At 71.3% G+C, this 11,926-nt stretch carries 13 protein-coding genes; 8 read left to right on the plus strand and 5 right to left on the minus strand.

The window, feature by feature from the left end; all coding sequences use genetic code 11:
* Nucleotides 1–39: 39 nt before the first annotated feature.
* Nucleotides 40–759, minus strand: coding sequence for an IclR family transcriptional regulator (locus tag HDG68_RS13790; protein WP_172153051.1), 720 nt, complete (start codon nt 757–759; stop codon nt 40–42).
* 107 nt (nt 760–866) lie between these two features.
* Between HDG68_RS13790 and leuC the strand changes: the two genes are divergently transcribed.
* Together leuC and leuD are read left to right on the plus strand one after the other, a co-directional pair.
* Nucleotides 867–2,342, plus strand: a complete 1,476-nt coding sequence (gene leuC / locus HDG68_RS13795; protein ID WP_172153053.1) for a 3-isopropylmalate dehydratase large subunit — start codon at nt 867–869, stop codon at nt 2,340–2,342.
* Between the two features lie 28 nt (nt 2,343–2,370).
* The gene (gene leuD / locus HDG68_RS13800) at nt 2,371–3,009 is read left to right on the plus strand and encodes a 3-isopropylmalate dehydratase small subunit (RefSeq protein WP_172153055.1); all 639 of its coding nucleotides are present in this window, start codon (nt 2,371–2,373) and stop codon (nt 3,007–3,009) included.
* A gap of 33 nt (nt 3,010–3,042) precedes the next feature.
* On the opposite strand, the gene HDG68_RS13805 is transcribed toward leuD, so the two are convergent.
* Entirely contained in the window at nt 3,043–3,951 is a 909-nt protein-coding gene (locus HDG68_RS13805) for an LLM class flavin-dependent oxidoreductase (protein WP_343037587.1), read from the minus strand.
* Between the two features lie 147 nt (nt 3,952–4,098).
* Here HDG68_RS13805 and rnhA point away from each other — a divergent pair, with 147 nt between their 5' ends.
* The 4 genes from rnhA (at nt 4,099) to HDG68_RS13825 (ending at nt 7,681) form a co-directional block, all read left to right on the plus strand.
* A complete protein-coding gene (gene rnhA, locus HDG68_RS13810) occupies nt 4,099–4,542 on the plus strand; it encodes a ribonuclease HI (RefSeq protein WP_172153057.1) in 444 nt (147 codons plus the stop codon).
* A 64-nt stretch (nt 4,543–4,606) separates the two neighbouring features.
* Nucleotides 4,607–6,010 (plus strand): dihydrolipoyl dehydrogenase, encoded by a 1,404-nt coding sequence (gene lpdA / locus HDG68_RS13815; RefSeq protein ID WP_172153059.1) that lies wholly within the window; start codon nt 4,607–4,609, stop codon nt 6,008–6,010.
* Between the two features lie 187 nt (nt 6,011–6,197).
* Nucleotides 6,198–6,752, plus strand: a complete 555-nt coding sequence (locus HDG68_RS13820) for a type IV toxin-antitoxin system AbiEi family antitoxin domain-containing protein (RefSeq protein ID WP_172153061.1) — start codon at nt 6,198–6,200, stop codon at nt 6,750–6,752.
* Nucleotides 6,749–7,681, plus strand: coding sequence for a nucleotidyl transferase AbiEii/AbiGii toxin family protein (locus HDG68_RS13825; protein ID WP_172153063.1), 933 nt, complete (start codon nt 6,749–6,751; stop codon nt 7,679–7,681). The genes HDG68_RS13820 and HDG68_RS13825 overlap by 4 nt, the downstream gene beginning before the upstream one ends.
* A gap of 140 nt (nt 7,682–7,821) precedes the next feature.
* Here the strand turns inward: HDG68_RS13825 and HDG68_RS13830 are convergent, their stop codons facing one another.
* Nucleotides 7,822–8,799 carry an epimerase gene (locus HDG68_RS13830; RefSeq protein ID WP_172153065.1) on the minus strand — a complete coding sequence of 326 codons (978 nt, stop codon included), beginning with the start codon at nt 8,797–8,799 and terminating at the stop codon, nt 7,822–7,824.
* 57 nt (nt 8,800–8,856) lie between these two features.
* Here HDG68_RS13830 and HDG68_RS13835 point away from each other — a divergent pair, with 57 nt between their 5' ends.
* Nucleotides 8,857–9,495, plus strand: coding sequence for a TetR/AcrR family transcriptional regulator (locus HDG68_RS13835; RefSeq protein WP_172153067.1), 639 nt, complete (start codon nt 8,857–8,859; stop codon nt 9,493–9,495).
* 84 nt (nt 9,496–9,579) lie between these two features.
* The gene (locus HDG68_RS13840) at nt 9,580–10,749 is read left to right on the plus strand and encodes a MarP family serine protease (protein ID WP_172153069.1); all 1,170 of its coding nucleotides are present in this window, start codon (nt 9,580–9,582) and stop codon (nt 10,747–10,749) included.
* Nucleotides 10,750–10,759: 10 nt separating this feature from the next.
* Here the strand turns inward: HDG68_RS13840 and HDG68_RS17175 are convergent, their stop codons facing one another.
* Together HDG68_RS17175 and HDG68_RS17180 are read right to left on the minus strand one after the other, a co-directional pair.
* Nucleotides 10,760–11,461 (minus strand): DUF4389 domain-containing protein, encoded by a 702-nt coding sequence (locus HDG68_RS17175; protein WP_246253981.1) that lies wholly within the window; start codon nt 11,459–11,461, stop codon nt 10,760–10,762.
* On the minus strand, nt 11,458–11,916 hold the full coding sequence (locus tag HDG68_RS17180; RefSeq protein ID WP_246253982.1) for a hypothetical protein: 459 nt from the start codon (nt 11,914–11,916) through the stop codon (nt 11,458–11,460). The genes HDG68_RS17175 and HDG68_RS17180 overlap by 4 nt, the downstream gene beginning before the upstream one ends.
* Between the last annotated feature and the right edge of the window lie 10 nt (nt 11,917–11,926).

An 11,926-nucleotide genomic window follows, 5' to 3' on the forward strand; every position in this document is an offset into this window, starting at 1 on the left:
CACCGCGGTGACCTCTGCCACAAGCGCCTCGGCGTGCCGTCACTCACCCGCGCGCTGCAGCACCTCGGTGAGGCGGTTGGCGGCGGCCATGACGGAGGCCGAGTGCAGGCGTCCGGGTTGCCGGGTGAGGCGCTCGACCGGGCCGGAGACAGACACGGCGGCGACCACCCGGCCGGACGGGCCGCGCACCGGGGCCGAGACGGAGGCGACGCCGAGCTCGCGCTCGGACACCGACTGCGCCCAGCCGCGACGTCGGACGCCGGACAGGATGGTGGCGGTGAAGACCGCCTCGCGCAGCCCGCGGTGCAGGCGGTCCGGCTCCTCCCAGGCCAGGAGGATCTGCGCCGCCGAACCGGCGTGCATCGTCAGGGTCGCGCCCACGGGGATGGAGTCGCGCAGGCCCACCGGGCGCTCCGCCGCGGCGACGCACACGCGGTGGTCGCCCTGGCGCCGGTAGAGCTGGGCGCTCTCGCCGGTGTGGTCGCGCAGCGCGGTGAGCACGGGGTTCGCCGCGGCCAGCAGGCGGTCCTCGCCCGCCGCCGTCGAGAGCTCGTTGAGCCGGGGCCCGAGCACGAACCGGCCCTGCATGTCGCGCGCCACGAAGCGGTGGTGCTCGAGCGCGACGGCGAGCCGGTGGGCCGTCGGCCGGGCCAGTCCCGTCGAGGCGACCAGCTGCGCGAGGGTGGCGGGTCCGGCCTCGAGCGCGCCCAAGACGGACGCGGCCTTGTCCAGTACTCCGACTCCGCTAGAATCGTCCATAGGTCGATACTGACGTCTCGCTTGCTGAGATTGCAAGTCCTGGGAACCGTCAGGTCGCGCACAGAGAAGACGACAGCCGCCCGCAGGCGGCGGACGAGGAGCACGCCATGGCCGGCACGCTGGCAGAGAAGGTCTGGGAGGCGCACCTGGTGCGCCAGGGGAGCGACGGGGCGCCCGACCTGCTCTACATCGACCTGCACCTCGTGCACGAGGTGACCAGCCCCCAGGCCTTCGAGGGCCTGCGCCTCGCCGGCCGTCCCGTGCGTCGGCCGGACCTGACGATCGCCACCGAGGACCACAACACCCCCACCCTCGACATCGACCTGCCCATCGCGGACCTCACCAGCCGCACGCAGATCGACACCCTGCGCAACAACGCCCGCGAGTTCGGCGTCCGGATCCATTCCCTGGGCGACGCCGACCAGGGCATCGTGCACCAGGTCGGCCCCCAGCTCGGCCTGACCATGCCCGGCCTCACCGTGGTCTGCGGCGACTCGCACACCTCCACCCACGGGGCCTTCGGCGCCCTGGCGTTCGGCATCGGGACCTCCGAGGTCGAGCACGTGCTGGCGACCCAGACCCTGCCGCTCACGCCCTTCAAGACCATGGCGATCACCGTCGACGGCGACCTGCCGCCCGGGGCCACCAGCAAGGACATCATCTTGGCGATCATCGCCAAGATCGGCACCGGCGGCGGCCAGGGCTACGTCCTGGAGTACCGCGGCGAGGCCATCCGCCGGCTCTCGATGGAGGCGCGGATGACCATCTGCAACATGTCCATCGAGGCCGGTGCGCGCGCCGGCATGATCGCCCCGGACGAGACCACCTTCGAGTACCTGAAGGGTCGCCCGCACGCCCCCGAGGGCGACGACTGGGACGCCGCCGTCGAGTACTGGAGGACGCTGCGCAGCGACGACGACGCCGAGTTCGACGCCGAGGTGGTCCTCGAGGCCGCCGACCTCGAGCCCTTCGTCACCTGGGGCACCAACCCGGGTCAGGGACTGCCGCTGTCCGCGAACGTGCCGGTGCCCGCCGAGATCGCCGACGAGAACGAGCGCGTCGCCGCCGAGCGCGCGCTGGAGTACATGGGCCTGACCGGCGGCACCCCGCTGCGCGACATCTCCGTCGACACCGTGTTCATCGGCTCGTGCACCAACGGCCGCATCGAGGACCTGCGCTCGGTCGCCAAGGTGCTCCAGGGTCGGCGCAAGGCCGACGACGTGCGCGTGCTCGTGGTGCCGGCGTCGGCCCGCGTGCGGCTCCAGGCCGAGGCCGAGGGCCTCGACGTCATCTTCAAGGAGTTCGGCGCCGAGTGGCGCAACGCCGGCTGCTCGATGTGCCTGGGCATGAACCCCGACCAGCTCGCCCCGGGCGAGCGGGCCGCCTCGACGTCGAACCGCAACTTCGAGGGACGTCAGGGCAAGGGCGGACGCACGCACCTGGTCTCCCCGCTGGTGGCTGCCGCCACCGCGATCCGGGGCACGCTGTCGTCCGTGTCCGACCTGGACCTCGGCCAGGACGTGGACCTGACCAGCTTCGACGGCACGCCCCTGGCGCCGCTGACCGCGCCGTCCTTCGTCTGACCCCGCGCCTTCCGACAGGAGATCCACCATGGAGAAGATCGTCACCCACACCGGCGTCGGGGTCCCGCTGCGCCGCAGCAACGTCGACACCGACCAGATCATCCCGGCCGTCTACCTCAAGCGGGTCACGCGCACCGGGTTCGAGGACGCCCTGTTCGCCGCCTGGCGCGGCGACGAGTCGTTCGTGCTCAACCAGGACGCCTACCGCAACGGCTCCGTGCTCGTCGCCGGACCGGACTTCGGCACCGGCTCCTCGCGCGAGCACGCCGTGTGGGCGCTGAAGGACTACGGCTTCCGCGTGGTCCTCGCCTCGCGCTTCGCCGACATCTTCCGCGGCAACTCGGGCAAGCAGGGCCTCGTGGCCGGCATCGTCGCCCAGGAGGACATCGAGCTGCTCTGGAAGATCCTCGAGGCCAAGCCCGGCACCGAGATCACCGTGGACCTGGAGCACCGCACCGCCCAGGCCGACGACGTCACCGTGCCGTTCCAGCTCGACGACTACACGCGCTGGCGCCTCATGGAAGGGCTCGACGACATCGGCCTGACCCTGCAGAACGAGGACGACATCTCCGCGTTCGAGGCGCAGCGTGCGCCGTGGCGGCCCAGGACGCTGCCCGCCAAGCACCTGCCGAAGGTCGACATCGAGCCCGCGCGTCCCGTGTCCTGACCCACGGGTGCCCGGGCAGGGGCCGCCAGCGCGTCAGAGCGCCGGCGGCCCCTGCCGCACCCGGTCCAGCAGCCGCTCCGGGGTCGTCGTGGTCGGGTCCCACCAGGACTCCAGCCACCACGTGGCACCGGCGTCGGCCACCTCGCGCGCCTGGTCCCGGGCGGCGACCGGGTCGGCGGGGAGCCTGCCCTGGTGCACGACGTCGAAGGGCCCGGCCGGGGCGTCGCGGTGCGCGGCGATCCACGCGGTCAGGGCGCGCACGTCGTCGGGGCCGGGCTCGGCGTCCTCGGGGGAGTCGCCCCGCACCTGGGGCACGATCCCGTCCCAGCGCAGCGCCCGGTCCAGGCTGCGGCGCGGGGGCCGTGCCGCGTCCCACACACCCACAGGCCACACCGGGACGCGTCCGCGCACCGGTGGCTGCGGGAGCTGGAAGTCTCCCGTGCGCGTCCACTCGCCGTCGTGGCTGAAGACCTCCCCGGACCACGACAGCTCCAGCCAGTCGAGCACCTCGTCGAGCGCGCGGGCGCGGTCGCGCAGCGACGTCGGCTGCCCGGGCACCGAGGTGAACGCCCGGTCGATGGGCACTCCGACGCCCACGGGCAGCACGAGCCGGCCGCCGGAGAGGTGGTCGACCGTGAGGACCTGCTGCGCCAGCTCCCAGGGTCGCCGCCGCGGGACGGCGAACACCATCGCGCCCAGCGTGATCCGCTCGGTCACCGCGGCCGCCGCCGCGAGCAGCGAGAACGGGTCCCACGTCGGGTGGGCGCCGAACCCGGCGTCGTCCAGGCTCACGCCGTCCCACGTGAAGAACCCGTCCCAGCCGTGCTCCTCGCACGCGCGCGCCAGCTCGACCTGCTGCGCCGGGCTGCCGTAGCTGCCGATGAACCCGAACCGCATGGTGACCTCCTCGTCGTCGGTACCGTCGTCGTCCCGTCCGGTCACGACGCTACGTCGGACCACCGACACCCTTGCCAGGCCATCGAGCGTGCGTGCTTCTTCCCGCAAGGATGACCATGGGGGAGAACCCGGCACGCTCGATGCGGCAGAGGACGGTCGGAGGACGCCGCGTCGCCGCATAGGGTGACCTGCGTGAGCGACGCACCCCTGGTGGAGATCTGGACCGACGGCGCCTGCAAGGGCAACCCCGGCATCGGCGGCTGGGGCGCCCTGCTGCGCTCCGGCGAGCACAGCAAGGAGCTGTTCGGCGGCGAGCGGTCCACCACCAACAACCGCATGGAGCTCACCGCCGTCGTCGAGGCGCTGCGCGCGCTCAAGCAGCCCAGCGGCGTCACCGTGCACACCGACTCCTCGTACGTGATGAACGGCATGAAGACCTGGATCGCCGGGTGGAAGCGCAACGGTTGGCAGACCTCGGCGAAGAAGCCCGTCAAGAACGTCGACCTGTGGCAGGCGCTGGACGCCGAGGTCGCGCGGCACCAGGTGCAGTGGGTGTGGGTCAAGGGCCACGCCGGCGACCCCGGCAACGAGCGCGCCGACCAGCTCGCGAACGACGGCGTGGACTCGGTGCGCTGAGCCCGCGGCCGGGTGCGACACAGATCACGCCGCGCCGGGGCGCGACACCTCATAGGGTGGCCCCATGGCTTCCCACTACGACGTCGTCCTCCTCGGAGCTGGCCCCGGCGGCTACGTCGCCGCGATCCGTGCGGCACAGCTCGGCAAGTCCGTCGCCATCATCGAGGAGAAGTACTGGGGTGGTGTCTGCCTCAACGTGGGCTGCATCCCCTCCAAGGCACTCCTGCGCAACGCCGAGCTGGCGCACATCTTCCACACCCAGGCCGACGACTTCGGCATGTCGGGAGATGTGAGCTTCGACTACGGCAAGGCGTTCGACCGGTCCCGCGTCGTGGCGGACGGCCGGACCAAGGGCGTCCACTTCCTCATGAAGAAGAACAAGATCACCGAGTACGACGGCCGCGGCACCTTCCGTGACGCGAACACCATCGAGGTGGCGCTCAACGACGGCGGCACCGAGACCGTGACCGGCGACAACGTGATCATCGCGACCGGCTCGCAGGTCAAGCTGCTCCCGGGCGTCGAGCTGTCCGAGAACGTCGTGACCTACGAGAAGCAGATCATGACGCGTGAGCTGCCGACGTCGGTCGCCATCGTCGGCGCCGGCGCCATCGGCATGGAGTTCGCGTACGTCATGAAGAACTACGGCGTGGACGTCACCATCGTCGAGTTCCTCGACCGCGCCCTGCCGAACGAGGACGTCGAGGTCTCCAAGGAGATCGCCAAGCAGTACAAGAAGCTCGGCGTCAAGATCCTCACCTCCACGGCCGTGCAGTCGGTCCAGGACAACGGCTCGTCCGTCAAGGTCGAGTACAAGGGCGTCAAGGACGACAAGCCGGGCTCGCTCGAGGTCGACAAGGTCCTCATGGCCGTCGGCTTCGCGCCCGCCGTCGAGGGCTTCGGGCTGGAGAACACCGGCGTCGAGCTCACCGACCGCGGCGCCATCGGCATCGACGACCACATGCGCACCAACGTGCCGCACATCTTCGCCATCGGTGACGTCACCGCCAAGCTCATGCTCGCCCACGTGGCCGAGGCCCAGGGCGTCGTGGCCGCCGAGACCATCGGCGGCGCCGAGACCATGACCCTCGGCGACTACCGCATGATGCCGCGCGCCACGTTCTGCCTGCCCCAGGTGGCCTCCTTCGGCCTCACCGAGGCGCAGGCCAAGGACGAGGGGTACGACGTCAAGGTCGAGAAGTTCCCGTTCATGGCCAACGGCAAGGCGCACGGCCTGGGCGAGCCCACCGGGTTCGTCAAGCTCGTCGCCGACGCGAAGTACAACGAGCTGCTCGGCGCCCACATGATCGGACCGGACGTCTCCGAGCTGCTGCCCGAGCTCACCCTGGCGCAGAAGTGGGACCTCACGGCCGACGAGGTGGCGCGCAACGTGCACACCCACCCGACGCTGTCGGAGGCCATCCAGGAGGGCGTCCACGGCCTCGCGGGGCACATGATCAACCTCTGACCACTCCTGCCCGACGGCGGTGCCGCCGTCGCGCCGAGAGGCCCGGATCTGCGAGTCGTCGCAGGTCCGGGCCTCTTGCTGCTCTGCCGGGCGTCGTGATCCAGGCCGACGTCGGAGACCGAACTGACCGTTGTTGCTTACTGTATACAGGTCTAGCATTGCTGTAGACAGTAGGGAGGTGGGAGAGGTGACGGTTCTGACGCTGGCGTCGGCGCGCGCCGCGGGACTGCGCAAGGACGAGGTGTACCGCCTGGCCCGGTCCGGCGAGCTGGAGCGGATCGGCAGGGGCGTCTACATCCGACCCGGGGAACTGGACCCTGCCGTGGCGTCGCTCGCGGGTGCGACAGCGGTGAAGCCGGCCGCGACGATGTGTCTGACGAGCGCGCTCGTGTACCACGGGTTGTCCGACGAGATCCCGCTCGCGACAGACATCGCGTTGCCGCGGGGAAGCAGGTTCCCTGCGGGCTTCGATCACGTGACCTGGCACTCCTTCGGGCAGTCGACGTTCGAGGTCGGTCGAATCGCCATGTCCGAGCATCCGGATCTGGCGGTGTACTCCGCGGATCGGAGCATCGTGGACGCGTTCCGGATCGCGCATCGCGAGGGCATCGACCTGGCCGATGAGGCGTTGCGTCGTTGGGTGCGCGCACCAGAGAACTCGCCTGCCGACCTGCTCCGCACTGCAGGGCACTTCCCCCGGACGGTCGACGTGATCCGCCGATCGCTCCAGGTGCTCCTGTGAGTCCGAACCCGTCGCGCGCGACTCCCGCCGGCCGGGCGTACAACGACCTACGCAACCTCGCCAAGGCGCACCAGCGAGACCCGGCCGAGTACATGGCACTCTATGCGCTCGAGGGCTTCTTGACGCGCCTGGCGGCTTCCGGCCTCCGGCAGGACTTCGTGCTCAAGGGCGGCGTCCTGCTCGCCGCGTTCGCCGCACGCCGTCCGACACGTGACATCGACCTGGCTGCCTCAGGCTTCCCCGACGACATCGACGACGTCGAGCATCGAGTGCGAGAGATCCTGGCGATCGACGTCGTCGACGGCCTGACTTTCGACGCCGACGAGATCCGCAGCGAGACCATCTGGGACGAGGCCGACTACTCCGGCGTCCGCGTCCACGTGCGCGCGACGGTGTCCACAGCGCGGATCCCGATCCACATCGACGTCAACTTCGGCGATCCGATCTGGCCCTCACCTCAGGCGACAAGACTGCCCTTGCTGCTCGGTGGCGAGGTCGAGCTGCAGGGCTACCCGCCGCACATGGTCCTGGCGGAGAAGATCGTCACGGCGATCGACCGAGGTGTGGCCAACACGCGGTGGCGGGACTTCGTCGACATCGTCTCGATCACTCGCACCCAGACCATCGACGGAGCAGATCTCGCGGCAGCGATCCGAGTCGTGGCCGATCACCGGGAGGTCGACCTGCGCAGCCTGGACGAGTCGCTCCTCGGTATGGGCGAGATCGCGCAGGCACGGTGGAGTGCGTGGAGGCGCAAGCAGCGCCTGGCCGGCAGGACGCCGGACAGCTTCCAGTCGCTCCTCGACGAGGTCACGGAGTTCGCCGACCACGTCCTGTCCGACCGGTCGGACGCGCACGTCTGGCAACCGGCTGCGCGTGCTTGGGTACGTGTCGGCGGCTCCTCCGACGACAGTGCAGCAGGTGGATAGAAGTCCGGGACCCCGCACTTGTCGCGATCGACCACCTGGAAACCCGGGGGTGGTGCTCCGGCACACACTCCGCGATGGCCAGCACTGTTGACCGGTTCCTGCCGCCGGGCCCCGGACGACCTGGCGCCCTCGCGCTGTCGTCAGCTGACGACGTCGTCCACCGCCGAGGCCAGGTCTGGCCAGCGGAACGTGAACCCGGCGTCCAGGAGACGCCGTGGCAGCACCCACCGGCTCTTGAGCAACAGCTCGGACTCGTTGCGCAGCGCCCACATCGCGGGCTCGAGCAGCCAGCGGGGTGCTGGTACTCCGACCCGAGTCCCGACGGCGCGGCGCAGATCGGCCATGAGGGTGCGGTTGTCACTCGGGTGGGGTGCCGCGACGTTGACCGGGCCGGCGAGCTCATCGTGCTCTTCGAGGAACTGCACGGCACGCACGACGTCTTCGACGTGGACCCAGGAGAACTTCTGGCGACCTCGGCTCCGGTGCTCGGGGACGGGGCCTCCGGTGGGCCGGTCACCGATGCCTCGGTACCGCCCGTGCTGGAACCATCGCCCGTCGAGCTGAGGACCGCCGACGCCCAGCCGTGCGACACGGGCGAGCATGTCTGACGCGGGGCCACCGAGGACGATGGCCATCCGCAGCGCGACGCGTCGGGTGCCGGGCAGGTCTCCGGCGAACAGCTCGTGCTCCCAGCTGCGGGCCACGTCCACCGAGAAGCCAGCACCGAGCTCGCCGTCGTCCTCGTTCTGCGGGCGGTCGAGCGCATAGCGGTAGATGGTCGCCGTGCTCGCGTTGAGCCACAGCCGGGGCGGGTTTGCCGACGTCGCGACGGCGTCGTGCAGCGCACGCGTGGTCGCGACGCGGGAGCGAAGGATCTCGTCCCGGTTCGCCTCGGTGTAGCGGCAGCCGACGTTCTTGCCGGCGAGGTTGATGAGCAGCTCGGCGCCGTCCACGACGCGTCGGAGCGCCTCGGGCCCTTCCGACCAGGCGACGTCCGGGCCCTGGCGCCCGACCTCGACGACGGCGTACCCCCGGTCCCGCAGGTCGTGCACCAGTGCTCGGCCGAGGAAGCCGCCGGCTCCGGCGACGACGGCGTGCGGGGAGCGGTGCGAGATCATCCTGACTCCAGAATTGATCGAGTGATTAAAGCGTGTGGTCAAGCATAGGATCAACGCATGGCAGACGCGACGTCGAGGCGGGGGCGCAACGCGGACGAGACCCGCCGCAGGCTCCTCGACGCGGCCGACGTCGTGCTCCGGGAGCGCGGCTACGCGGGGACCTCGGCGCGCACGATCGCCGCGGAGGCCGAGGTCAACGCCGCGCTCGTCTTCTACCACTACGGGGGCGTGGACGACCTGCTGCTGGCAGCCCTGGACCGGGCCAGCGCCACGAGGCTCGAGCGGCACCGCGAGACGGCCGCCCGCGCGGGCGACCTCGAGGAGCTCGCCGCAGCCGCCGCTGCGATCTATCGCACCGATGCCGAGCAGGGATACCTCGCCGCGTTCAGCGAGCTCGTCGCGGCAGCCGTCACGAAACCGCAGCTGCGCCGCGAGATCAGCAGCCGCGCAGAGGTCTGGGTGGACTTCGTCGCCGAGCAGTGGCAACGGGTCGTCGGTGGGTCCCCGCTCGGTCACCTGCTGCCCGCCCGCGACGTCGCGAACGCCGCCGTCACCTTCTACCTGGGTGCCAACCTCTTCTCGGTCCTCGACCCGGACGGCGCCCGGACGGAGGGTGTTCTCGACCTGGCCTCCCGCCTCGCGCCCCACGCCGGGCTGCTGACCTTGAGACTGCCCGGCAGGGGTAGGCGAGGCTGACCGCGCACGCGCCTTCCCAGCGCGGTCCCAGGCTGATCGCGTAGCGTTCGCCCTCCTCGCTCCCCACCGACACGGAGGACACCGGTGACACCCCTCGACGTCGTGCTCGTGGTGGTCCTGGTCGTGGCCACGGTTGCCGGCATCAGCCGCGGGCTCCTGGCGACCGTCGGCGGTCTCGTGGGGCTGGTGGTCGGGGGGATCGCGGCGTTCTTCCTCGTGCCCCTCGTCGTCGACGCCCTCGGCGAGCCCCAGTGGCGCGGCCCGGCCACGGTGGTGCTCGCCGTCGCGCTCCCGCTGCTGGGCGCCTCGATCGGCTCCTCGCTCGGGCACGGCATGCGTCGACAGGTCGACCGGACTCCGCTGCGTCCGCTCGACCGTCTGCTCGGGGGAGCGACGAGCCTGCTCGTGGCGGCTCTCGCGATCTCGTTCGTCGGGAGCACGATCGTCGCCACCGGCGCGCCGGGACTGGCGTCCGCCGTCTCCTCGTCCGCCGTCCTGCGCGTCATCGAGGAGCACACGCCCGCACCCGTGCGACGCACGATGGCGCAGGCCCGCGCGGCGGTGATCGACGACGGGCTGCCGCAGATCGGGACGCTCCTGGAGCCCGGTCCGGCCACCGTCGCACCCGACGTCGACCTCGCCGACCCGGCGCTGGAGGCGTCTGCGCAGTCGGTCGCCCGGGTCTGGGGGACGGCCTACGCGTGCGGCACGAGCGTGACCGGGTCGGGCTTCGTCGTGGCATCCGACCGGGTCGTGACCAACGCGCACGTCGTGGCCGGCGTCGAGCGCCCGCTCGTCGAGCTGCCCGCCCGCCCGGCCCAGGAGGGGCGCGTCGTCTACTACGACGACGGCGCGGATCTCGCGGTCGTGGCGGTCGACGGGCTGGACGCCGACCCCCTCACCATCGCACCGACCCTCGCGACCGGGGACGCCGCCGTCGTGCAGGGCTACCCGTACGGCGGCCCGTTCACGTCGGTCGGCGGCCAGGTGCTCGACGTCGGGCCGGCACGCATGAACGTCTCCGGTGCCGGACCCGTCGAGCGGGACGTCTACGCGCTCGCCGCCGAGGTGCACGGCGGGAACTCCGGGGGACCGGTGCTCTCGACCGACGGCGAGGTCGTGGGAGTGATCTTCGCCCGGTCGGACACCGACGACGACCTCGCCTACGGCGTGACGACCACCGAGCTGATGCCCGTGGCCGCCCGGGCCGGTGACCTCGCCGACGCCGTCACCCCCGGGAGCTGCGCCGCCTGAGGGCTCGCGCTCACGGTCGCGCCGGTCGCCCGCCGGTGTCCAGGCGGAACGGCGGGTACTCGTCCGTCATCAGGGCGGCGTAGGCGGAGACCCGGAGCGCCCAGCGCTGCAGGCCCAGGACCAGGTCGTACAGGCTGCGCGGGTACGCGCCGCGGAAGAGCAGCACCACGGCGGCGAAGAGGACGAGCACGCCGACGAGGCCGACGGCCGGCGGCCAGCCCTGGACCGTCACCACGACCCCCTCGTCCGTCGTGTACTCCGTCGTGGAGGTCCCCCCGAGGAAGAAGGCCACGACGACGTAGTGGGGGATCGCGAGCAGCCACCACTTGACGAGCACCAGGCCGCGGGAGAGGCGCTGCGGAGGCTCCACGTCCAGACGGGTGGGGTAGTCGGGGACGTCGGCGAGCGTGAACGGCGGGTAGCGGTCGGTGCCCAGCGCCCCGTACGAGTAGTAGGCGACGCGCCAGCTCCAGCGCAGCACACCGACGTTGAAGGTGAAGATCGCCCGGGGGTAGCGCTCGGTGAACAGGATCGCGAAGAACGCCACGACGGTGAGCACCCCGAAGGCGATCCACAGACCGATCAGGACGACGACGTGCGGGACGACCAGGATCCACTTGACCAGCCACAGGCCCCGTGAGACGTCGACGGGCGGGTCGGCGTCCATCCGCAGGGGGTAGGCGGCGGGCTGTCGCTCGGACGTGGCGGTCATGACGAGCTCCTTCCGGTCGCCAGCCGCACGAGGCCGACGACGATCGCGATCGTGCTGCCCACCACGGCGATGACCAGCAGGACTCGGACCACCGGTGCCCAGTCGAAGGACCCGGTGAAGGCGAACGGGAAGACGACCCAGATCGTGACGACCGCGACGAGTCCCACGGCGGTCGTCACCACGTCGCCGAGGGCGCGCAGGCGGGGCGGGTCGACGACGAGGTACACGAGGTTGGCGACGATGCTCACGACGACGGAGGCGTCGACGGCCGGCAGCACCTCGACGGTCTGCTCGGTCAGGACCGGTAGCGTCTCCCACCCCGGCCAGCCGTGGATCAGGACGAGCAGCAGGCCGTTGACGGCCACGGCGACGGCGTATCCGGCCCGTCGGGAGGCGGGTGAGGCGCGGCCGGCGGGACGGCGTCCGTCGCTCGCGGTGGCTCCTGAAGCGTCCATGACCGGCGAT

The organism is Isoptericola chiayiensis, from assembly GCF_013149805.1.
In the GTDB taxonomy this organism is placed as follows: domain Bacteria; phylum Actinomycetota; class Actinomycetes; order Actinomycetales; family Cellulomonadaceae; genus Isoptericola; species Isoptericola chiayiensis.